Annotated in this window: 18 protein-coding genes and 1 tRNA gene; all 19 read right to left on the reverse strand. The window is 42.4% G+C overall.

What is annotated here, in order from left to right:
• Positions 1-2 precede the first annotated feature (2 nt).
• The 19 genes from rpoB to mreC all read right to left on the reverse strand — a co-directional run bounded on the left by rpoB (position 3) and on the right by mreC (position 23,681).
• A complete protein-coding gene (gene rpoB, locus RBH88_RS07190) occupies positions 3-3,620 on the reverse strand; it encodes a DNA-directed RNA polymerase subunit beta (protein ID WP_307879492.1) in 3,618 nt (1,205 codons plus the stop codon).
• 150 nt (positions 3,621-3,770) lie between these two features.
• A tRNA-Leu gene (locus RBH88_RS07195) sits at positions 3,771-3,858 on the reverse strand.
• A 58-nt stretch (positions 3,859-3,916) separates the two neighbouring features.
• The gene (locus RBH88_RS07200) at positions 3,917-4,903 is read right to left on the reverse strand and encodes an L-threonylcarbamoyladenylate synthase (RefSeq protein ID WP_307879493.1); all 987 of its coding nucleotides are present in this window, start codon (positions 4,901-4,903) and stop codon (positions 3,917-3,919) included.
• Positions 4,875-6,011, reverse strand: a complete 1,137-nt coding sequence (tgt, locus tag RBH88_RS07205) for a tRNA guanosine(34) transglycosylase Tgt (RefSeq protein ID WP_213691620.1) — start codon at positions 6,009-6,011, stop codon at positions 4,875-4,877. Before tgt ends, RBH88_RS07200 begins: the two co-directional genes overlap by 29 nt.
• The gene (locus tag RBH88_RS07210) at positions 6,011-6,796 is read right to left on the reverse strand and encodes a TatD family hydrolase (protein ID WP_213691621.1); all 786 of its coding nucleotides are present in this window, start codon (positions 6,794-6,796) and stop codon (positions 6,011-6,013) included. The genes tgt and RBH88_RS07210 overlap by 1 nt, the downstream gene beginning before the upstream one ends.
• Positions 6,797-6,879: 83 nt before the next feature.
• Positions 6,880-8,811: a methionine--tRNA ligase gene (gene metG / locus RBH88_RS07215; RefSeq protein WP_213691622.1), complete on the reverse strand. Its 1,932-nt coding sequence runs from the start codon at positions 8,809-8,811 to the stop codon at positions 6,880-6,882.
• A 16-nt stretch (positions 8,812-8,827) separates the two neighbouring features.
• The gene (gene rsmI, locus RBH88_RS07220) at positions 8,828-9,655 is read right to left on the reverse strand and encodes a 16S rRNA (cytidine(1402)-2'-O)-methyltransferase (RefSeq protein WP_213691623.1); all 828 of its coding nucleotides are present in this window, start codon (positions 9,653-9,655) and stop codon (positions 8,828-8,830) included.
• Positions 9,656-9,659: 4 nt separating this feature from the next.
• Positions 9,660-10,400: a tRNA1(Val) (adenine(37)-N6)-methyltransferase gene (locus tag RBH88_RS07225; protein ID WP_213691624.1), complete on the reverse strand. Its 741-nt coding sequence runs from the start codon at positions 10,398-10,400 to the stop codon at positions 9,660-9,662.
• Positions 10,388-13,804, reverse strand: a complete 3,417-nt coding sequence (smc, locus tag RBH88_RS07230; protein WP_213699765.1) for a chromosome segregation protein SMC — start codon at positions 13,802-13,804, stop codon at positions 10,388-10,390. The genes RBH88_RS07225 and smc overlap by 13 nt, the downstream gene beginning before the upstream one ends.
• The gene (locus RBH88_RS07235) at positions 13,779-15,278 is read right to left on the reverse strand and encodes an Rne/Rng family ribonuclease (RefSeq protein WP_307880080.1); all 1,500 of its coding nucleotides are present in this window, start codon (positions 15,276-15,278) and stop codon (positions 13,779-13,781) included. The genes smc and RBH88_RS07235 overlap by 26 nt, the downstream gene beginning before the upstream one ends.
• Complete coding sequence (locus tag RBH88_RS07240; RefSeq protein ID WP_213691626.1) at positions 15,278-15,892, reverse strand: DUF2344 domain-containing protein; 615 nt, start codon at positions 15,890-15,892, stop codon at positions 15,278-15,280. The genes RBH88_RS07235 and RBH88_RS07240 overlap by 1 nt, the downstream gene beginning before the upstream one ends.
• Positions 15,889-17,727 (reverse strand): TIGR03960 family B12-binding radical SAM protein, encoded by a 1,839-nt coding sequence (locus RBH88_RS07245; protein ID WP_307879494.1) that lies wholly within the window; start codon positions 17,725-17,727, stop codon positions 15,889-15,891. Before RBH88_RS07245 ends, RBH88_RS07240 begins: the two co-directional genes overlap by 4 nt.
• A 21-nt stretch (positions 17,728-17,748) precedes the next feature.
• Positions 17,749-18,858, reverse strand: a complete 1,110-nt coding sequence (gene rodA / locus RBH88_RS07250; protein ID WP_213699766.1) for a rod shape-determining protein RodA — start codon at positions 18,856-18,858, stop codon at positions 17,749-17,751.
• 15 nt (positions 18,859-18,873) lie between these two features.
• Positions 18,874-19,140: a cell division topological specificity factor MinE gene (gene minE, locus RBH88_RS07255; protein WP_213691641.1), complete on the reverse strand. Its 267-nt coding sequence runs from the start codon at positions 19,138-19,140 to the stop codon at positions 18,874-18,876.
• Positions 19,141-19,165: 25 nt separating this feature from the next.
• Positions 19,166-19,969, reverse strand: coding sequence for a septum site-determining protein MinD (minD, locus tag RBH88_RS07260; protein WP_213691629.1), 804 nt, complete (start codon positions 19,967-19,969; stop codon positions 19,166-19,168).
• 25 nt (positions 19,970-19,994) lie between these two features.
• Positions 19,995-20,663 (reverse strand): septum site-determining protein MinC, encoded by a 669-nt coding sequence (minC, locus tag RBH88_RS07265; protein ID WP_213691630.1) that lies wholly within the window; start codon positions 20,661-20,663, stop codon positions 19,995-19,997.
• A gap of 36 nt (positions 20,664-20,699) precedes the next feature.
• The gene (gene mrdA / locus RBH88_RS07270) at positions 20,700-22,436 is read right to left on the reverse strand and encodes a penicillin-binding protein 2 (protein ID WP_213691631.1); all 1,737 of its coding nucleotides are present in this window, start codon (positions 22,434-22,436) and stop codon (positions 20,700-20,702) included.
• Positions 22,429-22,890: a rod shape-determining protein MreD gene (gene mreD / locus RBH88_RS07275; RefSeq protein ID WP_213691632.1), complete on the reverse strand. Its 462-nt coding sequence runs from the start codon at positions 22,888-22,890 to the stop codon at positions 22,429-22,431. Before mreD ends, mrdA begins: the two co-directional genes overlap by 8 nt.
• Positions 22,887-23,681: a rod shape-determining protein MreC gene (mreC, locus tag RBH88_RS07280; protein ID WP_213691633.1), complete on the reverse strand. Its 795-nt coding sequence runs from the start codon at positions 23,679-23,681 to the stop codon at positions 22,887-22,889. Before mreC ends, mreD begins: the two co-directional genes overlap by 4 nt.
• Positions 23,682-23,686 lie beyond the last annotated feature (5 nt).

Raw genomic sequence — 23,686 nt, forward strand, 5'->3', positions numbered from 1 at the left:
TATTATTCAGCCCCTTCCGGGTCATCATTACTTTCCTCAAACACATCTTCAAAAAGCATGTTTTCGGACATTACTTCTTTCTCATCAACGACAACTTCCATTTCATCGGCGATTTCTTCCTCTACTTTTTCAGATTTCTGAGGTTCTTGTGGCTTTTCTTCCTTCTCTTTTACGCCTACAGTCTCTGAAGTGGAACGACGTGCTCCATCTTCATCCTCATCATCCATAACCAATTCGCCAATGGTTCCGTCGCTGTATTTAATTTCAACATCTAGCACTAAACCCTGTAATTCTTTAACAAGAACACGGAAGCTTTCAGGAACACCGGGCTTCGCCAAGTTTTGTCCTTTTACAATCTTCTCATATGTCTTCAGACGACCTCGTATATCGTCAGATTTAACAGTCAACATTTCCTGAAGTATGTGAGCCGCTCCATATCCTTCAAGGGCCCAAACTTCCATTTCTCCAAAACGCTGACCACCAAACTGAGCTTTACCACCCAAAGGCTGCTGAGTTATCAAACTGTAAGGACCGATCGAACGAGCGTGGATTTTATCGTCAACAAGGTGAATGAGCTTGAGCATATACATACATCCAACTGTGACTTTCTTTTCCATACGCTCTCCTGTTCGTCCGTCATAGAGAGTAATCATACCGTCTGACGTTAAGTCAGGATATTTTTCTTTACTCAATTTATCGAGAAGATCAAAAATTTCTCCTTCTTGAGCACCTTCAAAAACTGGTGTCGCCACATGCCATCCATTGTTCATTGCCACAAATCCCATAATGGTCTCAAGAACCTGCCCCAGGTTCATACGGCTAGGAACACCCAGAGGGTTCAAAACAATGTCACAAGGAGTTCCGTCTGGCAAGTAAGGCATATCTTCTACTGGAAGAATACGAGAAACAACACCTTTGTTTCCGTGTCGACCTGCCATTTTGTCACCAACTGTTATTTTACGAAGCTGGGCAACATAAATCTTAACGACTTCATTGACACCAGGGCTCAATGCATCTGGGTTATTCTCTCGTGTCATGCGCTTTACAGCAACAATCTTTCCACGAGCACCATGCGGAACTTTAAGAGACGTATCTCTTACCTCTCTCGCTTTTTCTCCGAATATTGCTCTGAGAAGTTTTTCCTCCGGGGATTGATCAGACTCTCCCTTAGGAGTTACTTTACCAACGAGAATATCACCCGCATTAACCTCGGCTCCGACACGCACTATGCCATCTTCATCGAGATTTTTAAGCATATCTTCTCCCACATTGGGAATGTCGCGGGTTATTTCTTCTGGTCCAAGTTTGGTGTCTCGTGCCTCTATTTCATATTCTTCTATATGTATAGATGTATAGAAATCTTCTTTAACAAGACGTTCACTAAGGAGAATGGCATCTTCGTAGTTGTATCCTTCCCAAGGAAGGAACGCAACAAGAACATTTCTTCCCAAAGCGAGCTCTCCGTTATCAACAGATTGGCCATCTGCTATAATATCGCCTTTTTTAACCTGTTCTCCCTTCAATACTGAGGGACGTTGATGAATAATCGTTCCTTGGTTAGACCTTCGGAATTTCACCAAGGGGTATACGTGAATACCACGCTCTGACCTTACCTCTATACGATCAGCATCAACGTAAGCTACTTCTCCATTCTCAGATGCGACAACGCAAGAACCTGAGTCTTTCGCGATTCTATGTTCAATTCCTGTTCCAACTCGCGGTGCATCTGGTTGAATAAGAGGTACAGCCTGGCGTTGCATGTTTGATCCCATAAGAGCACGGTTAGCGTCGTCGTGCTCGAGGAAAGGAATAAGAGCCGTTGAAACAGAAACAATCTGTTTAGGCGAGACGTCGAGATAATCCACCATGTCTCTAGGGATAAGTTCAATATCTCCACGATAACGCGTATGGCATTCCTCTTCCAAATAACCATCTTCATCTATTGGAGTATTCGCTCTGGCAATATATAAATTGTCTTCTTCATCGGCTGAAAGATATTCGATTTCTTTGGCAACTTTTCCTTCTACAACTTTGCGCCGAGGAGTCATCAAGAAGCCATATTCATTGACCCTCGCATAGGTAGCCAGAGATGTAACCAAGCCAATGTTTGGTCCTTCTGGCGTCTCTATTGGGCATATTCTTCCATAGTGAGTATGATGAACGTCTCGAGCTTCAAATCCGGCTCTTTCTCTGCTCAAACCACCAGGTCCCAACGCCGAAAGACGCCTACGGTGAGTTACCTCAGCGAGAGGGTTCGTCTGATCCATAAACTGGGAAAGCTGTCCTGAACCAAAGAATTCTCGAATAGCCGCTGCAATGGGGCGAACGTTAATGAGATCTCTTGCCATTGCTGATTCCAAGTCTGGTACAGTCGTCATTCGTTCTTTAGCAATGCGTTCCATACGAAGCAAGCCTATACGGATCTGGTTTTGAAGAAGCTCTCCGACAGAACGAACTCTTCGATTTCCAAGATGGTCGATATCGTCATCTTCCGATTCAGGGTTGCGAAGCTCAATGACACCCAGAATAATGCGACGAATGTCTTCAAGAGTGAGCAACCTGTTATCTTCAGGAATAGAAAGACCTAAACGTCGATTTATTTTGTAACGTCCAACTCTGCCCAAATTATATCTTCGTGTATCAAAGAACAGACTATACACATACTCTCTGGCATTCTCTACCCGTGCTGGTTCATTGGGGCGAAGACGACGGAACATCTCAAGTACAGCATCGTCACTGCCAACAGTATTGTCACGCTCCAAAGTTGCAGCAATAGCTGGATCTACGCTCCAGACGTGAACTTTTGTTCTTCCCTGACTCCACAATGCTTCAAGATGCTCTTTCGTCAATCTGTCATTCTTAACTACTATTTCATTGCCTTCCCCATCGACTATCGTCTCTGCAATGAGTCGACCCTTAACATCTTCTTCCGTTAAATCTACCTCTATTACTGTTGCGCCAAACATTTCGAGTATCTCTTCGTTACTCGATACGCCAAAAGCTTTCAACAAAATTGTTGCTGGAAGCTTTTTCCTATTGTCTATGTTCACAGAAAGAACGTCTCCAGGACTTAAACTAAACTCCAACCACGCTCCACGATCTGGAATAATCTTCGCAGAGTAAGTCTCTTGTCCAGGAATGTCTTCTTCCTTATGAAAATAAACGCCAGCAGAACGAGCAAGCTGATTAACAACTACTCGTTCCGTTCCATTAATAATAAAGGTGCCCCTATCGGTCATAATAGGAAAATCTCCGAGGAAAATCTCTTCTTCCTTGATCTCCTTGGTCTTCCTATTGGTAAGCCTGATAGTAGCACGTATGGGTTGAGACCATGTCAAGTCTCTCTGTCGGGCTTCTTCTTCATCTCCAGAAGGATCATCCACAAAGTAATGGACAAACTCAAGAGCAAAAGCCCCATCATAACTTTCTATAGGAAAAACTTCATGAAGAAGTTCTTCCAATCCCTGCAACTTCCTCGAATCCGCATCGCAACTCTTCTGATAAAACCAATCATAAGAATTACGCTGGATTTCTATCATGTCAGGAATCTCTACAAGATCCCTGGCACGTCCGAAAGTTAACCTCTGCCGCCTTCTGCCCACGGGAACAAACTCGGCCATGCGCGTTATGACCTCCCTGTAAAAGATATGGGGGAAATAATGTTGACGAAGAACAAAGATAACAAAAAGGGCGCGTTATGTCAACGACACAACGCAGCCCCTTATTATATCCTCTATAAGGCACATATTGCAAGTCTTAAACTATATATATGGTGCCGAGGCGGGGACTCGAACCCCGACAGGCTAAATGCCCACTAGAACCTGAATCTAGCGCGTCTACCAATTCCGCCACCCCGGCTTCTCTTATCACGACGGTAATTGTAGCAAGGGCCAGCCGCTTTGGCAAGCTTTTTTTGCTACTCTTGACCAGCAGCCCTGCACAAACGGTCTCTCAGAGCAAGACCAATTCCTACTCTTTCTGGCCACTCTGCAACGATAATATCGATATCTTTTTTCTCAAGAGTTCGAAATGCCGCAAATAAACCGTGGGCATAATATTCGGGACTCTTGAATATTATTTTTTCAGGGACAGTAACTGGCGGCTCTTTTATACCTATATATCCAATTTTTTTACCGGATACATCTTTACTTTGCCAAATTGAATCGTCCTTCCATAAAAGAAGGGGGACTAATGGAGCATAATGACGATAACGTGTTCCTGGAGATCTCTTTTTCTTTGCTTCTCCGGGAACAAGAACGACATCGCCAACAACTTCTTCTATGCGCTCCACTGGCATTCCACCTGCGCGAAGAAGCACCACAGAAGGCCCAGTTACATCAATGACGGTAGATTCGAGACCTACATCAGTAGCGCCTCCATCCAAAATGATGTCTACCCCATCTCCAATATCTGATAAAACAGATGCAGCTTCAGTCGGACTTGGGCGACCACTTTTATTGGCACTGGGAGCTGCAATCGGAACTCCAGCCGCTTTAATAAGCGCCATAGCAACAGGATGAGATGGCATACGAACAGCTACCGTTTCTAATCCCGCTGTAACTGAGTGAGGAACAATAGGCTTGACAGGAAGTACAAGAGTAAGCGGACCAGGCCAAAATACATCCATTAATAAGCGAGCTCTTTCATTGACATACGCTACGTTGTCTACAGCGTCTGGTGATGCGAAATGCAATATAAGAGGATTATCTGCTGGCCTGCCCTTTGCTGCAAAAATACTTCGCACAGCAACGTCATCCAAACCATTAGCTCCCAACCCATATACAGTTTCGGTGGGAAAAGCAACTAATTTACCAGACCGTATGGCCTGAGCTGCCTCATCTATAATATTGGGTTCAGGATTCCAACGCTCAACCTTATAAACGAGAGTCTTCAACGTTGTCACCCTCTCCATGGAAAGTATCAATAAAACGTTTTCTGAAAGCTGGAAATGTTCCTTGCAAAATTGACTCCCTGGCCTCTTCCATAAGTCTGATTAAGAACCTTAAATTATGCCAGCTGCAAAGTCTTGCCGCCAAAATTTCTCCCGCTTTATATAGATGACGCAAATATGCCTTTGTAAAATGACGGCATACATAGCAATCACATGTAGGGTCTAGAGGGGTAAAATCTCGTGCATAAATCTGATTTTTTATGTTAATCTTCCCCGTAGATACAAAAACTGTACCTGTGCGACCATTTCTAGTAGGCAAAACACAATCAAACATATCTACACCTCGAGCCACACCCTCCACAAGATTGGAAGGATGCCCCACGCCCATAAGATATCGTGGTTTATTGGAAGGCATAACGTGCTGAAGCACCTCTAGCATTTCGTACATGATATGATGAGGTTCTCCTACAGAAAGTCCTCCTATACCGTATCCAGGGAAGTCAATAGATGTAATTTCTTCAGCAGAACGTCTGCGGAGATCTTCAAATACCGAGCCCTGAACGATACCAAATAATGCCTGATCTTCACGACTATGAGCAGCTTTAGAACGTTTAGCCCACGCAGTTGTTCGTATTAAAGCTGCTTCTGCCTCTTCTTTAGTGCTCGGATAGTGCAAACACTGATCAAAACACATTGCGATATCGCTGCCTAGCTTCTGCTGCACATCCATAGACCATTCAGGATTCATAAGATGTCGACTTCCATCTATATGTGACTGGCACTCCACACCTTCATCTGTTACTTTATTCAAAGTTGCCAAAGAAAAGACCTGGAACCCCCCACTATCGGTAAGAATGGGATGGTGCCAATCCATAAAGGGATGAAGTCCGCCAGCTTCTGCAACTATATCCGCTCCAGGACGAAGATAGAGATGGTATGTATTCGATAAAATAATTTGTGCCCCTATTTCCTCCAATTCAAATGGGGCCATGGCCTTAACCGTTGCCTGGGTTCCCACTGGCATAAAGACTGGTGTACGAATAATGCCATGAGGTGTTATGAACTCGCCAGCTCGGGCACCTGTAACGGGACATTGTGCCTGTAATTTAAACTCGAACATTACATTTCCCCCCATCCCAAAAGCGCACAGGAATTGCGCCATAGAATGCTTTTCAGCTCTTCTACATCAATCTTTCTGCATTTTGCAACCATGTCGTACACCTCTGACACATATGCAGGCTCGTTACGCTTTCCTCGATGATGCTGAGGAGCCAACCAAGGGGAATCTGTTTCGCACAAGAGCCTCTCTATAGGAATAGCGGCAACAATATCACGTAATTCTTGATTTTTTTTGTACGTTACAGGTCCGGCAAAAGAAAGGTAGAAGCCTAATTCAAGTGCTCGTTGCGCCTCTTCTGTATCCCCTGAAAAACAATGTATCACACCATAAAAATGAGATCTTCCACTTTCGTCAAGAACATCGAAGAGATCATCGAAGGCATCTCGAACATGGAGAATCAATGGTTTATTTACTTTCTCTGCCAGCTCAATATGCCAAAGAAGGGATTGTTTTTGTATTTCGCGAGGGGAAAGATCATAAAAATAATCAAGTCCACTTTCGCCAATAGCCAATACTTTGGGATGTTGCGCCATCGAAAAAAGCTCTTGAGGAATTCCTTCCTTTATTGTTGACGAATCGTGCGGATGTACACCAACGGCAGCAAAGAGACCGTACGACTGGTACTGCTCAGCAAGGTCTATGGCCCATTGACTCGTAGGAATATCTCCAGCCACAACAAGCATTCTTCGCAAACCTTGGTCATATGCACGCTGAATAACTTGCTCCATATCGCTATTATAATCTTCTGAATTTAAGTGACAGTGCGTATCAACTAAATAAGACACTTTAACCACACCTTACATCATTAAAAATATCGGGTTTCTCCTCAGGAGAAACCCGATAAACATATCTCCTGTTGTCATAAAAACTAACTGATGCGACACCCCAAGGGGATTTCTTTATCAGGCGTAAGAAGGGCCAAAACAGACTTATCTGCCGGACCACACGCCAAAAGCATCCCTCGGCTCTCTACTCCACAAAGTTTCGCAGGTTTCAAATTTACAACAACGATTATTCTTTTTCCCAACAACTCTTCCTGGGTGAAATGCTCTTTTAAACCAGAGACAATAGTACGCTTTTCATATCCGAGATCCACAAGCAACTTATATAGTTTTCTCGCTTTGGGAATTTCCTCAACAGAAACAATTTTCCCTACCCGAAGCTCTACTTTTGCAAAATCATCAATAGGAATTTGCTCTTCGTGATTCCCCGGATCTGGTGCATTCCCTTTTTTAGCTTCGCGTTCTGCCTTTTCTTCTTTCCATTTAGCTATATCTATACGAGGAAACAAAACGTCTCCCTTTGTAGTAAGAGTCCCTGCAGGAAAACTCCCAAAAGAGAAGGCTGGAATTCCGTGCTTTTCAGGTGTCCCTTCAAGCCCCAGCTGTTTCCATAGTTTTTCCGCTGTCCACGGCATAAAGGGAGCCACGAGAAGGCCAGTAGCACGAAGTATTTCGGCCAAAACAAAGAAAACCGTGTCAAGACGTTCCTGCGGACCTTCTTTGCCAAGTTTCCAAGGCATAGTCTCATCTATATATTTGTTTCCTCTTCGAATAAGAGCCCAGATGACTTTTAATGCATCGTCAAATGCAAAATTCGACATGCGTTCTTCAACATCAGAGAAAGTAGTCTGAATGAGAGTTTCAATCTCCTTATCAACTTCCTCAAAATCTCTATGTGCAGGAATAACACCATCTCTGAAATTCTTTACCATCTGAAGGGTTCTGTTTAATAAATTCCCCAAGTCGTTGGCGAGATCTGAATTAATTCTCTGAACCATTGCCTGTTCAGAGAAATCTCCATCATGTCCGAAGGGAACTTCTCGCAAAACAAAATATCTAAAGGGATCAACACCATAAACATCGGCCATCTCAAAAGGATCAACTACATTTCCCTTAGATTTAGACATCTTCTCGCCTTCCACAGTCCACCAGCCATGGGCAAAAACTGACACTGGAGGATTCAGGCCAAGAGCCAGAAGCATTATGGGCCAAATCACACAGTGGAAACGAATTATATCCTTGCCTACTAAATGGTGGACATTTGGCCAAAATTTACGAATTTTTTCATCGTCTTTCATATATCCACATGCCGTCAAATAGTTGATGAGAGCGTCAAACCACACATAGACAACATGCTTTTCGTCTCCAGGAACAGGAATACCCCATTTAATGCTTGTTCGAGAAACAGACTGATCTCGAACGCCACTACGGATAAAGCTGACAATCTCGTTATAGCGGCTTTTTGGCATTACGGCCTTGAGATTCTTTTCATAATATTCAAGAAGCTGATCTGCATACTTGGAGGCACGGAAAAAGTAGCTTTCCTCTTCCATTTTTTGAAGAGGACGTTTACAGTCAGGGCAGGTTTTGTTTTCTCCCATGCTGCTCTCGGGAACATATGTTTCGCAAGGAACGCAATACCATCCTTCATATGTTCCTTTATAAATGTCTCCTTGATCCATCAATTTTTTAAAAATAGCCTGAACGACTTTTTCATGACGTTCCTCTGTTGTACGAATGAAATCGTCATTGGAAATATTGAGAACTTCCCATAGCCTACGGAAATTCTCCATGGTCTTATCAGCCAGTTCTTTAGCCGTCATTCCCTTTTTTTCAGCACTCTGCTGAATCTTTTGTCCATGCTCATCTGTCCCTGTGCAAAAGAAAACATCATATCCCGTCATACGTCGATAACGAGCCATAACGTCTGCTGCAATTGTTGTGTAAGCGTGTCCTATATGAGGGATGTCATTGACATAATAAATAGGCGTGGTGATATAAAAACTTTTTTCTGACATCGTTGTTCCTCCCTTATCAATCTATTTTCTGTCGCAAGCGAATAATCCATTCTTTTACCGTGTTTTTCGCTACAGGATAATGCAGAATTATAAAATTTACAACTTCTTTCTGGGTCATGCCATCTGCTAGCATATTTTCAGCTTCTTTTTTCCACTGATCATCATCAAATTCTTTCAGCGATGGCTTATCTATTACTAAAACAAGTTCTCCGCGTATTCCTTCTTCTTCGATTTGCCGCAAAAGAAGTTCAAGAGTGGATCGACGCGCTTCTTGATAAATTTTACTTATTTCTCTCACAAGAGCTGCTGGTCGGTTCCCGAAAATTTGAAGAATATCTGCTATATGTTTTTTCGCTTTATGGGGTGACAGATAAAAAATAAGCGAGTACACATGAGATTTTAAACTTTCAAGAGCTGCTCTGCGCTCTCCCTGTTTATCTGGGAGGAACCCGTAAAAAGTAAAAGGATGTGTTTCAAATCCCGACTGAATAATAGCTGGTACAAAGGCTGTTGCTCCCGGAAGGACATCGATTTCTACATCACAAGCGATAGCTGCCCGAATAAGGACACTTCCAGGATCCGATATTCCTGGCGTTCCGGCATCAGAAACAAGAGCAATATTTTCTCCTCTTTTAAGCCTTTCCACAAGCTGATCTGTTCGCTTTTGTTCGTTATGAGCATAGTATGAAATTGTCGGAACATGGATTTTATAACGTTGCAAAAGTATCGCTGTTTTTCGAGTATCTTCACAAGCAATAATATCTGCATTTCTCAACACTTTTATGGCTCGCAATGTTATATCTTCGAGATTTCCTACAGGAGTAGGAACTACATAAAGAGACATATTGTCACTCCCTCTCTAAAGAATAAGCGGCAAGAAGTTCAGGCGTAAAGTTTCCTTTTTCATCGTAAATATAGAGAGGTGGCTCTATTATCACGCCTTTTCCGGCAGAACGAACTGCATCAACTAAAAAAACCGTGGCTTTTTTCCCTGGGTAAGGATGAACCATTCGTATACGCTTAGGTTCAAGCTTCTCATTAACGAGAGTAGAAACAACTTCGGCTGCTCTTTGCGCTCTAAAAACCATAAAAAGATGACCTCTATTTTTCAATATAAAACGAGCTGCCTTCACTACGTCTAATAAGGAGCAATAAAGACCGTGTCGGGCTGTTGCATCACTAAACGAATCCTTCCACCGACTTCTATCAGATTCGTCGTAAGGAGGATTCGTCACAACTATATCAAAAGATTGGGGAGCATACATCTCTCTAATTGCACGCAAATCACCAACAGAAAAAAGCGTACGCTTATCTAACTCATTTTCTTGGGCATTTCGCTTTGCTAGGTTAATCAGATCTTGTTGTATATCTATTCCCTCTATAAAAGGCACCTCAGGTAAGCGAAGCGCCAACAGAAGAGAAATCACTCCTGTTGCGCAACCAAACTCAAGGATCTTATCTTTTTTACGAGCTTTTACAAAGGACGCTAGAAGAATAGTATCAACTGTAACGCGAGGCCCATCCACTGGCTGCCACGCCTTTAAAGCTCCGTAAAGAACATTGTCTCTTGTTATCTTTATTCCGTCCATTCGTCAAGATGTACTCCTATCACTTTAGAAAGTCCGGGCTCATCCATAGTTACTCCATATAGAACATCCGCCCGTTCCATGGTACTTCGTCTATGAGTCATTGCCAATATTTGCATGTTTGCTGCATAATCAGTAACCAAATCTACAAAACGCAAGAGGTTATACTCATCCAGAGCAGCGTCAACCTCATCAAGAATAGCTAAAGGGACTTCTGCTACTTCCATCGTTGCAAAAAGCAAGGCTATAGCGGTCAAAGACTGCTCTCCACCTGATAACTGTGTAAGATTTTGCAAACGTTTACCGGGAGGACGAGCAAAAATATCCACACCCGCTTCCCACAAAGAAAGGCCTTCTTCTAATTCTAGGTGAGCTTCCCCTCCGCCAAAAAGTCTTTGGAACAAGGAATTGAAGCGTTCATCAGTGCTTTTTAAGGCCTCTCCAAACAAGATTCCTACACGTTCATCCGTATCTCGAATAAGTGCTTTTAACTCCTTTATGCCTAAATGAACGTCTTCTATCTGTTCTGAAAGAAATTTTAACCTGTTTTGCAACGATTCATTTTCTGAAAGAACACCTAGGTCATACTCTCCCAGTTCTCGAACTTTCTTTTCAAGACGTCTTACACTTGCAAAGCTTTCCTCTTCGTATTCCGATATTACATAATCAGTTTCTGGATAATGGTATGTATCTTCCCATAAAGAAATGATCTGGTTGAGTTCAGTTTGTGCAGAATCTATTTGTCGTTGACAATCTTTTAATTTTTCCTCTTCAACTTGAACTCTCTTTTGTGCTTGTACACTACGTTGCGAAAGAAGGGCTATTCGTTGAGTGAAATCAGTATTTTCTTTCAGAAGTTTTTCACAGCTATAAACTATTTGTTGCTTTTCTTGCCACAGCTTAAAAGAGTTCTTTCCCAGAACCTGAAGTGCAGAAAAACTGTTCTCTATGTTAATGGCCGCTTTTTGGATATCATCATTAATCCATTGTAGCTTTTCATTACGTTGAGCAATCTCTAAGTCGATACGACTTATGAGAGTTTTAATAGATTTTACTTTTTCACGAAAGACTGCTTCCTCTCCCTTTTCTATGGCAAGTTTCTGCTCAAGTTCTGTTTCGTCTGGCAAATCGCCAAAAGAAGCTATTGTTTCTTCTAGCCTTTTAATTTGATATTGAATATTTTCATGTTCTTCTTTTATTTGTTTAACTTCTTTAACTAACAGGGAATATTCATTTTCCAAACGCACTTTTTCTTCTTTTTGACGATCAAGCTTAAAGGAAATAGAGGAAAGTTGTTTTGCCATTTCTTGCTCCTCTTTTTTCCACCGCTCTTTATCTTCAGCAGCCAGCCGTTCTTCATCTTCAGCCTGTTGCAAAAGTGCAACAATTTTTTTAAGTTCTTCTCTGTGAATATTAAGATTTTTCTCTAATTCTTCAATTTGAAGACGCCTCTCAATGGCTCCTCCTGATTTACGAAATTTTCCACCGCTTACGCTTCCTCCAACAGTAAAAACATCACCATCAAGTGTCACCATGGGAAAAGAAGCTCCTTCTCGTGAGAGAGCCATTCCTACGCTGTATTCTTCCACAATAAGGAGATCACCTAAAAGATGTTTAACGGCTATTTCCCAAAAAGGATCTGGCGAAATAAGTTCTGTAGCCCATCCTACTATTCCCTTCTGGGGGAGTCTGACTGTATAATCGGGGCAACGCGGATGGCAACGTTCTAGAGGAAGAAAGGTAACACGCCCTGCCTTTTTCTTTTTTACCAGCTCTATTCCCTGTGCTGCATCTTCAAAGGATTGGACAAACAGCCAAAACTGACGCCCACCTAGATAGGCTTCTAAACACGAAGCGAGCCTCTCTTCACATGAAAAAGACTCCGCAGCCATTTTCACTTTAAGAGGCAATTTCCCTAATTTCTGCGCAGCCAGCACTACTCGAACAGGTTCCGGATAAAGTCGCTGTTCTGTATTTTCGAGTAGTGCATCAAGCTGATTTTCTAATGCTCCTACATTCTTTTTAAGTTGTGATAGTGAAGAAGCTAACTGCTGACACTGACTATAAGCTTCTCCATGTCGTTCTGTCGCCTTCTTATGGGCTATTTGAACAGAATCAAACTTTTCCTTGCCCTCTTCAATATCCTTCTCTATCTGCAACAAAGCTTCATTTGCTATTGACATCTCACTGGCGTTCTTCTCAAGTCGCTCTTGTCTGGCCTGTAACCGGGAACGAAGTCTTACTTCTGTTTCCTCCATTTGAGAGTGTTCATCTATACTTTTCTGCCGGAGTTCTCGCTCTGTCTGAACAGTAGAGCGGAGATCCGAAAGTTCCCCTGATAGAGTTAAGACCGCTTTTTCCTTATCTTGCAAGGAAGAGAGTACTGTTTCATACTGTTTTTTAGCATCGAATGCCTCTTTTTGAACTCCTTTAAGAGCCTGTTGAACACCTTTTCTTTCTTTATCTTGAGTTCTAAGATGTTCACGAGCTGATTTTACAGAAAGAGCCGTTGTAAAACACTGACGTTTCAGCGATTCTCTCTGCACTCTTAAAGAAGCTATTCTTTCAGACATCATTCGTTGCTGACGTTCATAAGCTTCTACTAGACCTTGATAATGAGCCCAACCATCTTCCCAAATGTTTTGCCATTCCCAAGCCCTGTTTTTACGTCTTTCCAACGCATCAATATGACACTGAAATGAAGATAGCTTTCTCTCTAAAAAGGCACGTCGGGAAAAGTAGTAATAACGACGTTTTTCTTCTAGCTCATCTAAAAGCTCCCGAGCCTTCGCAGCGATAACAACTAGAGGCGCAATTTCATCACGACGAGTTGTTAATTCAAAAACTAAAGTCTCTAAACGCGTCAATTCTTCTGTCGCCGATTTTAACTTTTGGCTCGCATCTTCTCTCTTTTTACGATATTGATCAATGCCAAAAAGAGCCTCTAATACAGCCCGCCTTTGCATCGGCCTCTGATGAATTGCTTCTGCCACTTCACCTTGGCCAATAAAAGAAAAACGTTCGCCTTCTAAATGCCACTGACGTTTCACATCCTCTAAATCTTGCAGGCGAATCCGCATTCCATCTACTGCAATAACCGATCCAGTATCAGAGGCGTAATCTCTTTTTATGGTACAAATCTTCGGATCTTCTCTAAGAGAAAGAGCTACCTCCGTTGATGTAGCAGGCTGAAGACTTATGCTCCCCTGAAAAAGAAGATCACTTTGTTTCGTTATTCTAAGACACGTAGGGCTACCCTCTCCAAGTACCCAGCGCAGCCCATCTAGTATATTGCTTTTACCACTACCGTTAGGACCTACAATAGCTGTAAAACCAGGAGAGAAGGTTAGTTCGTGAGTTCCACCGAAACTTTTAAACCCCTTAAGACGAAGTCGTTCGATAAACACGAATCTGAGCCTCCCACTGCTCCATTTGTTCTACGCGACGCTCTACTATGTCTATTGGCCCCTGAACATCAAGCCTGAACTTTTCCCAAGCAAATTCTGAAGCCGCTACTATGAAGATACGTCTTTGCAACTCTTCTTCCCATAAGGGGAGATACGTTTCTGCAATATATTGAGCAATAGCAGGGTGTGCTTCTAAAAGCATAGCCTCTGACTTGTTCGAAAGAGCTACTTTTCTCAAAAAACGTTTGACATGCATAGCTACTGTGTCTTCTTTCAAGACCCAGCCATACCCTCCACAGAAAGGACATCCACGGGTCATAACGGATCGCACATCTGGGCGAGCTCTCTTTCGAGTTATTTCAACAAGGCCTAATTGAGATACTCCAAAAATCCTTGCTCTATATCGATCGTTCTGAAATACTTCGTCCAGTCTATGAAGCAGTTTCTGCCTGTCTTCTTCATATTCCATATCTATAAAATCAATAACCACAATTCCGCCAATAGCTCGCAGTCGAAGTTGGCGAGCTATTTCATCAGCAGCCTCCAAATTAGTATCAAGAACTGTATGGCGCAAGTCAGTATCTCCCACATATTTTCCTGTATTTACATCAATGACAGTGAGAGCTTCTGTATGATCAATAATAAGATACGCACCAGATCGAAGCCATACTTTTCGATCAAGAGCCGTTTCTAACTCTCTCTCGATTCCATAAAAATCAAAAATAGGGGAATTTCCTTCATATAAATTAACATCAAGCTCTTTACCGTTCATAATGCGTTTCAAATATTCATTAACTTTATGAAATTCTTCTTCACTATCTATTACTATTTCCCCAACGTCTCCAGTCAACTCGTCTCGAAGCACACGTCCAACAAGACCTATGTCTCTATAGATAAGACATGGAGCTGTCTGGACCTCCGCTTCGTGGCTAATTTCATTCCACAAATCCAAGAGAACATGCAAGTCGTGAAAAAGAGCTTCTTCCTCTACTCCTTCCGCAGCTGTACGGATAATTACACCAAAGCCTTCTCCTTCTTCTCTCAGCTTTTTGGCAATGGAGCGAAGACGCTTTCGTTCGTCTTCATTCGATATTCTTTTAGAAACACCTGTTTCCTGTCCATCGGGAACCAGAACAAGATAACGACCAGGCAAAGAGATTCTGGAGGTCACTCGTGCACCTTTATTTTTTCGAGCTGCCTTAACAACCTGAACAACCACTTCCAAATTAGGCTTTAAATCAAGACCTTTGGCATCATTCAAATATAAGAAAGCGTTACGTCCATCGCCCAAATTTACAAAAGCAGCGTGGATTCCAGGTAAAACACTATCAACTCTCGCCTTATAGATTTCACCTGTTTTCTGACGTTCCCACATCCGTTCTACGAAAATATCAACAAGCCGCCCCTTTTCAAGGATGGCAACCCTCATTTCCTCAGGATCTAAAGTGTTAGCAATTATTTTTCTGTCTGTCATCATATAACATCCCCCTGAGGAACTACAGGGTCAACATCTGTTCCGTTCCATACCCCCACAGCGGTACGGACAAGATGCACATCAGGCCAGCCTTTTACATAGTCAGCCTCAACTATTCTTTTCACCAAAGAACCCGCGCCAAAAGCAAAAGGCGAGCCTAAAACAAGTTTTAAAAAAGCTCCATCTCTGGAACTATGCATTATCTTCTGAGGCAAGAATATTCCTTCTTCCACATCATCAACAAATCTATCAAAATTCAAAGGAGAACGAAAAGACAGCAAATACCCCGATGCATCGCAGCTTTTACTTAAAGAAGGTCCTTCATAAATCTGTGCACCTGTTATTGTAAAAGCCTCTGGAATACAGCTATTCCACTGATATAAAAAATCGTCATTCCAAGAATCAACCCACATATCAGCAGGCTCTGCAAGCGCTACAACACCTACTGGAAGTTCAGGACCTAAACTTATTCGAGGTCTTGGTGTAAACCCTTCTGTCAAAGCAAAAACTAAACCTGCTCTTCGTCCTGATCTATACAAAAGCTGGGGCATAGCTATATGGGGGATAAAACATCCCCGTCCCCTTTTGGCATAGGTAAGCCTTACTCGAATCATAGTAACGATCCCCCTTTAGACCACTGGCAGCCATTATTTTGCCAACCACATCCATGGCAGTGAGACCAACGACAATCTGGGGTAAGCTGCTTTTTTACTGCATTTTCATGCTCCGACCATAAAAATGCACGAGATACCCCTGTATCAATATGATCCCAGGGAAGATGCTCACTATGAGATCTTTGACGTGTTGTATAAAAAAGAGGATCTATATCGTTTTCTTCAAAAGCACTAAACCATCGTTGAAGGGAAAAAGTTTCACTCCACCCATCGAATCGAGCACCCTTTCTCCATGCACTTTCAATAACTTTTGCCAAGCGACGATCGCCTCTGGCAAAGACACCTTCAAGAAAAGTCTGCTCTGGCTCATGATACTTTAATGACACACGGCGATTATAGATTTGATGTTTTAAAAACTGACCTTTTTCTCGAAGTTCATCAATAGAGTTTTGTCGTTCCCACTGGAAAGGCGTATGCCCCTTCGGGACAAAACCAGCTACTGAAACAGCAATATTTACATTTCTTTTACATGCCTTACCAATCGACAAAGCGTGAAGAGCAATATCAATAATTCCTTTTAAATCCTCCTCTGTTTCGGTAGGAAGCCCCATCATGAAATACAATTTGACTCTATTCCAACCATGGTTGAAGGCAGCATTCAATGAATTATCAATATTTTCTTCTGTTACTCCCTTATTAATAACGTCTCTAAGTCTCTGCGTACCCGCTTCAGGAGCAAAAGTCAAACCGCCACGACGCATAATTTCAAGGTTCGCAGCTAAATCGACTGAAAAGGAATCCATTCTTAAACTTGGCAAACTCAGTTTTACACCTTTCTCGTCAAGGAAAGGTGCAACATCGTTAAGCAATGTGTTGAGGCCAGAAAAATCACACGAGGCTAACGAAACCAGGCCAACCTCCTCCCAACCTGAGGCAAGAACAAGTCGTTGTATTATTTCTTTTATTTCTTCAGGGGTACGTTCTCGCACTGGGCGGTAAATTATACCTGCCTGACAAAAGCGACATCCTCGCGTGCATCCTCTGAAAATTTCCACAGGAACTCTATCATGAACAATTCCTGCGGCAGGAACAATAAGACTATCCGGGTAAAAAGCACCACGAAAATCTTGTATCACTTGCCGCTTTATAGGCAATGTTTGATGAACAGAAGAAAAAGAGACTCCCTCTTCTCCATAGGTAACATCCACAAGAGAAGGAACATAAACTCCCTCTATCCTTGACAATGCCAATAAGCGTTCATCTCTCGATAGCCCCTTTGTTTCAGCTAACACATCAACCATCTGGGGAAGTGTAATTTCTCCTGCCCCAAGACAAAAAGCATCAATAAAAGGCGCTATTGGTTCTGGTGTTAAAGCCCCAGGCCCCCCGGCAAAAACAATAGGGTCACTTTCCCCTCTCTCTTCTGAATAGAGAGGGATTCCTCCTAAATCAAGCATTGTTAATATATTAGTAAAGCTTAATTCATATTGAAGGGTAAATCCTACGGCATCAAATGTAGATAGAGGACGATCTGTCTCTATAGAGCCAAGCAACAGATTGTTTTTCCTCAACAGATCCTCCATGTCAATCCACGGACAATAGGCACGCTCCACATCAGCCCGTGGAAGATGCTTAAGAAGGCTATAAAGTATCTGGAAACCAACGTAACTCATTCCTATTTCATACACATCAGGAAAGGCCAAACAAAAACGCACAAGAGATGGATCTGGCTCTTTAGGCTTTACCGGTCCCCACTCGCAACCAGCATAGCGCGAGGGACGGGAAACCTGTGCCAAAAGAGGCCACAGCGCATCCTCAAACTCAGGGAATTTCATATAATTCCTCCCAACAAAAATCTATTCATAATCTTTCACTGTCGAAAGATATACGCTCATAATGAGAGCCATGGCAATAAAAACAGCTAAGAGAGAACTACCACCATAGCTTAAGAAAGGAAGTGGCAATCCAGTAACAGGAAGAAGTCCCATGCTCATGCCAATTGATTCTATAACCTGGAACCAAATCCATGTTGCCAAACAAGCGACTAACACCTTTCCTCGTGTATCCTTACAACGAAGACCAGCTTCGATTATTTTCCAAAATAAAATAGAAAAGAGAGCTAATAGCAAAATAGCTCCCAAAAAACCAAATTCCTCAGCATAAACGCTAAAGATAAAATCAGTATGTGGTTCCGGCAGAAAACGAAGCTTACTCTGAAGCCCTTGAAGAAAGCCTTTTCCAAACAGCCCACCTGAACCAACAGCAATTCGTGATTGAATAACGTTATATCCTGCTCCTAGAGGATCCAGAGCAGGGTTCAAAAAGACAAGTAACCTTTTTTTCTGATACTCTTTCAAAAATTGCCACCCTATAGGAAGCAACATAAAACCCAAACTAGTTAGCGTCAAGGTATATTTTTTCGGAGCCCCTGCAATAATTAAAGCAACGAAAGTCATAAGGCCATATACTATAGTACTCCCCAAGTCTGGTTGTATGAATACAAGTAAACTAGAAACGGAAGCAAGAGCCAGCCCTCCTATAAAACGAGATAACGTGTCTGGCGGATATCGACATAAATGTTTGGACAAAACAAGTGCCAGACCTATTTTCCCCGCCTCAGAAGGTTGGAAATGAAAGGGACCGAGGTTCAGCCAACTTTGAGCACCTTTTATTGTTAACCCCATGATAAGAACGATGAGAAGCAATATGACAGATGCCCAATATAAAGGGTACGCCCAACGAAGCAAGCGACGATAGCCTATTTTCAATACGAGCAGAAAAACAACAATAGAGATACCGCCCCATACAAGCTGACGGAGAGCAAATCCACCAGTTCTATGAGTAACTCCTACTCCTGCACTGTATATAGATATAACGCCTAAAGCAAAGAGAGCAAGTACCGAAAAAAAGAGTACTTTATCTCCATATATTATAAGTTCCTTTAACGATAGCTTCTTTTCATCCATCCGGCTTCATAATCTCTATTCGCTCTTATTTGTCCTTTTAATTCTCACAACTGGAATGTTTGCAACAAAGGCAACCGATTTATCTGCTCTATCGAGATCCATTTCAATGTTACCCGTATCAATCTCCATGTATTTAGAGAGAACTTCTATCATATCCTTACGAAGTTCTTCCATAAGACCAGGAGAAATATCAGAACGATCATGAATCAATACGATTTGAAGTCGTTCTTTTGCTGTTTTCTTCGTTCCTTGACGTCCGAAAAGTTTTTGAATTATTCCCATCATGCTCTTCTCTCCTCCTAGATCTCTATAACCCGAACAACCGTCTTATCCCAGAGAAAAATCCGGACCCTTCGTGACTGTTAAGATTCAAAAAGGGTACCTCTTTTCCAAGAAGACGATCCGCAATATTCGTAAACGCCTGAGAAGCAAGAGACGTATCTCCACTGGTGAGTGGTTCTCCCCTATTCGCTGATTTAACAACGCTCTCATCATCAGGTACGATTCCGATAAGTTCTATGGCCAAGACATCAAGAACGTCCTGAACATCAAGCATTTCTCCTTCTTTGACCATTTTCGGTTTGACTCTGTTGATAACAAGGCGAATAGGTGCTTTTTCCATAGATTCAAGAAGCCCTATGATACGGTCAGCATCGCGCACTGAAGGAATTTCAGGAGTAGTTACGACGAGAGCTTCAGTTGCCCCAATTGCAGCATTTTTAAAGCCCCCTTCTATTCCTGCAGGACTATCTATAAGAATAAAATCAAAGTCTTCTTTTTTGAGCATTTCGCACAGATCTACCATCTGTTCGGGATTTACTGCATCTTTCGTTCGCGTCTGAGCTGCCGGAAGCAAGAAAAGGTTATCTACCCTTTTATCTCGTATTAAAGCTTGAGGAAGACGGCATGCACCCTCTATAACATCTATAAAGTTGTAGACTACACGATTCTCCAGCCCCATAACAACGTCAAGATTTCTAAGACCAATGTCAGCATCAATGGCCACTACTTTAAATCCAGCTTTGGCCAATGCAAAAGAAACGTTAGCGGTAGTTGTTGTTTTACCAACACCACCCTTACCAGACGTTACAACTATGACTCGAGGCTCCACGAAAATCCCTCCATTCCCTATGTTCTTATAATTTTAGTTCTCGAACAAAGAGAGAACCTTGTTCAAGCGTGATAATAACAGGGTGTCCCCACCATTCCATTGAACTATCAAGGTAACTTCCTACTTTATGACCCAACCTAACTTGTTTTGCCTGGAAATCTCCTACTACGATATTTTGCCCCTCATCACCATCGGAGCCAGCATGTGCGAGACCTTTCAGACGCCCCCAGATACAAATATTGCCAGAAGCTATTACTTCCGCTCCATCATTGATATGTCCAATAACGACAACGTCGCCTCCATGCTCTATTCGCTGACCGGAACGAAGTGACCGTATAAGGAAAAGAGTATCACAACTTTTTCCCTTCCGCGGAGAAACTTCACGAGCAGGCTCACCCGTTTTCATCCCCCAGGATTGAAGTAAATACTGGCTCTCTGCATCATACGTAACCCACGATGAAATACATACATGTTGGGCATAAATAAATTCATTAAGAAGACGTATTATAAAATCCTTGCCTAAAGAACGACCTTGAAAGTCAAGAATAACTTTCATCCCCAACAACGCTTTTGCCTGAGATGAAAGACTAATAAGGTCTGTTAAAACATCTTTTTCAGATAATTCCTCAGGAACAATAAGACGCAGACCTTCACCTGTTCCCTTCAATTGTACTGGAGTTTGAAACGTTTCCATAGACTCCATACTCCTTCCTTCTTCAGGTCGAGAAACCTATTTCGTCAAATCATGCCCTACGAGGTAAGCCAAAATTTCACCTACAATAGGAGCCGCTATAGAACTTCCATGTTCTCCTGCTTCAACAACAGCCACAGCAACGTAGCGTGGCTTATCTACCGGTGCATAACCTGCGAAAAGTGCGTGATCAGCACCATGAGCATTTTGGGCCGTTCCAGTTTTTCCTGCAACAGTTACCCCGAAAGTTCCAGCTCTCCAACCTGTTCCTCCCTTTACAACTTTTTCTAATCCCTCTTGAACAATCTGCATATTTTTCTTGGAAATATTCAATTGTTTGGGGGGAACTGCATTTCTTCTATAAAGATAAGGCGTAACTAATTCGCCTCCATTAGCAAATACCCCATACATCCGAGCTAATTGAATCGGAGTCATCAAAAGAAAACCTTGTCCAATAGAATAATTGACCGTGTCTCCCTGATACCATGATTCCTTTACAACTCTTTCTTTCCATTCACGACCAGCCCTGTTACCAGAAAGCTCCCCAGGAATATCTATCCCTGTCAACTCTCCGACTCCAAATTTCTGTCCCCAATTCGCCAGTCTGTTAATTCCTAATTTTATTCCTACTTGATAAAAGTATACATCACATGAACTGCTTAAAGCTTCTTTTAATGATATACTACCATGTCCGCTTCTTTTCCAACACCTAAAAGTTCTACGACCCAATTGAAAAGCTCCGCTACAGAAAAAACTTGTTTTAGGCGTAACTTCCTTTTCTTCAAGAGCCGCTATGGAAACTAAGGCCTTAAATGTGGATGCAGGAGGATATACTCCCGCAATACTCCGATCAAGCATAGGCCGCTCCGGGTCGTTCAGCAATGACCGCCATTCCTTAGCGGACACTCCCCAAGCCAAGGGGTTATTATCATAAGAAGGGGAGGTATAGAGCACTAAAACAGCTCCTGTTTCAACATCCAACGCTACAACAGCTCCTCTATTGCCCTCTATAAGATCAGCCGCTAATCTCTGCGCCCCTAAATCAAGAGTAAGGTAGAGATCTTGTCCCTTCACTGGAGGCTTAAAATCCAGATCTTGAACGCGTCTTCCCCGGGCATCAACTTCTATTGATTCTTCACCGGGAAGTCCTCGTAAAAGAGATTCATATGAATACTCTACGCCAGCTTTGCCTATAATATCTCCGCCTACATAATCCCCATCTCGTTTCGACTTCAACTCATCTTCACTTATTTCAGCAACATAACCTGTAACATTTGCAGTCAAAGCCCCTGAAGGATAGGTTCGACGCCATACTGGAACAGGGAAAAGCTGAGAAGGGAATTCCGGGTCAGCAATAAGTTCTGCCATTTGGGTCAATGTAAGATTTGAAACAACGCGTACAACCCGATAAGGCGCCCAATATTGCCGCTTCACGGTGGCTTTTATTTCTTCAGGCGTTAATGGGATGCCATGTTTTTGGAATATCCTTGATGTTTTAACTGCAAGTTCATCTTTTTCGAGATCAAGAGGATACCCCATAATATCGAAGGTGCGGATATTAATTGCCAAAGGGGCACCATTACGGTCAAAAATATTTCCACGAGATGGTGCAAGGCGAATAAATCGAAGACGATTATTAGCCGCTAGTTTAATATAGCTATCGGCATGGATAATCTGAAAAAAGTAAAGGGCCACGGCAAGTAAAGCTATAGAGCCAAGGATGACTACTCTCCATATGCGGAGACGTCGATCTATATCAGTTCGAGAATTAGACATCGTTTTGTTCGGTCCTCCACGCATAAAGAAGACATGCAAACATAACCATGGGGATAAGAACAGCTTGCTGAACAAGGAAGGCTTTTAAAATAGTCTGCTCACGGAATCCCCACATAAGTAATCGAATGAATGTCAAAAGTAGGTGAGAACTCCATACTAAAAGGCCAAAAGCAGTAATGCTTCGGGCTGAAGATGGCAAAGAAAACCATATCCATCGGGCAAAAAATATAGATACAACATAAAGTCCAGAAGAAACACCTATGAGACCAGGCCAGCGTAAATCCCATAACAGCCCTCCGATAAAACCTATCCAAAGAATAGATATTCCTTCTTCGTGATTTTTTAAAGCTGAATAAAGAAGAACGAGAAGGAAAATTTCAGGAACTAGAAAATGGCCTGAAGAGAAAACGCGAAGAAGATCTTGAATATACCAAGCTATAACAAAGGAAATCATTGTTCAGTATCTCCTTTGAGTACTTCAACACTGTACAATTGAACAAAATCAGCCCCTGGTTCGATTTTATATGCGACAAAACCTCCAGAAAAATGCCGCAAGTCACCTGTGACCTTTCCTACAGGAAGGCCTGGAGGTAAACTTTCACTAACAAGAGCAGTACTCACCGTCATATTTTTTTCTATTGATCTCCCCTCAGGGATATATTGAAGCCATATGTCTCCCTGTCCATCTCCTGTCACAATACCCAAATCACGTGTCTGGTCCACAACTACAGGAATAAAAAGAGACGCAGAAGTTATTAGCTCCGCCCATGAATACCCTTTTTCGACACGGGTGATTCGGCCAACAAGATTTCCGTTTTGCAAAACAGGGGATCCGGGTTGTAGTCCCTTTTCCTTCCCTTGATTTATTCGTATTTCTGTCCACCAATTTTCTGGAGAACGAAGTGTTATTCGAACATATTCTGCCGACTGCTCGATTTTTTTCTTTATTTCCTCTACTTCATCTTTATTAATAGCTAATTTGAGCACCCAATTCTCTTGCGATAACTCTTGTATCTGCGCTATAAGGTCAGCTCTTTCCTTAAACCAAAAAGATACTTTTCTAAGGGTATCACTTAAAAAAACGGCTGGAATTTCAGGATAGTATAAAAATTTTCCTACCCAGTCACTTGGTGTACGAAACGCTGAAAGCTGAGGAGCAAGAGCCAACAGCAAAAGGCTCGTAGCAAGGGCCACGAGCCCGTGTATAACTTCTTTACTGAAATCGCCAGAGTCTGGCTTGCGCATCTTAC

The organism is Aminobacterium sp. MB27-C1 (assembly GCF_030908405.1).
Lineage (GTDB): Bacteria > Synergistota > Synergistia > Synergistales > Aminobacteriaceae > Aminobacterium.

What these genes read in the sequence shown, in the direction of transcription:
- rpoB (WP_307879492.1), bottom strand. Translation starts at nt 3,620, where the DNA reads ATGGCCGAGTTTGTTCCCGTGGGCAGAAGGCGGCAGAGGTTAACTTTC.
- tgt (WP_213691620.1), bottom strand. Translation starts at nt 6,011, where the DNA reads ATGTTCGAGTTTAAATTACAGGCACAATGTCCCGTTACAGGTGCCCGA.
- metG (WP_213691622.1), bottom strand. Translation starts at nt 8,811, where the DNA reads ATGTCAGAAAAAAGTTTTTATATCACCACGCCTATTTATTATGTCAAT.
- rsmI (WP_213691623.1), bottom strand. Translation starts at nt 9,655, where the DNA reads ATGTCTCTTTATGTAGTTCCTACTCCTGTAGGAAATCTCGAAGATATA.
- RBH88_RS07225 (WP_213691624.1), bottom strand. Translation starts at nt 10,400, where the DNA reads ATGGACGGAATAAAGATAACAAGAGACAATGTTCTTTACGGAGCTTTA.
- RBH88_RS07235 (WP_307880080.1), bottom strand. Translation starts at nt 15,278, where the DNA reads ATGACAGACAGAAAAATAATTGCTAACACTTTAGATCCTGAGGAAATG.
- RBH88_RS07240 (WP_213691626.1), bottom strand. Translation starts at nt 15,892, where the DNA reads ATGATTCGAGTAAGGCTTACCTATGCCAAAAGGGGACGGGGATGTTTT.
- RBH88_RS07245 (WP_307879494.1), bottom strand. Translation starts at nt 17,727, where the DNA reads ATGAAATTCCCTGAGTTTGAGGATGCGCTGTGGCCTCTTTTGGCACAG.
- rodA (WP_213699766.1), bottom strand. Translation starts at nt 18,858, where the DNA reads ATGGATGAAAAGAAGCTATCGTTAAAGGAACTTATAATATATGGAGAT.
- minE (WP_213691641.1), bottom strand. Translation starts at nt 19,140, where the DNA reads ATGGGAATAATTCAAAAACTTTTCGGACGTCAAGGAACGAAGAAAACA.
- minC (WP_213691630.1), bottom strand. Translation starts at nt 20,663, where the DNA reads ATGGAAACGTTTCAAACTCCAGTACAATTGAAGGGAACAGGTGAAGGT.
- mrdA (WP_213691631.1), bottom strand. Translation starts at nt 22,436, where the DNA reads ATGTCTAATTCTCGAACTGATATAGATCGACGTCTCCGCATATGGAGA.
- mreD (WP_213691632.1), bottom strand. Translation starts at nt 22,890, where the DNA reads ATGATTTCCTTTGTTATAGCTTGGTATATTCAAGATCTTCTTCGCGTT.
- mreC (WP_213691633.1), bottom strand. Translation starts at nt 23,681, where the DNA reads ATGCGCAAGCCAGACTCTGGCGATTTCAGTAAAGAAGTTATACACGGG.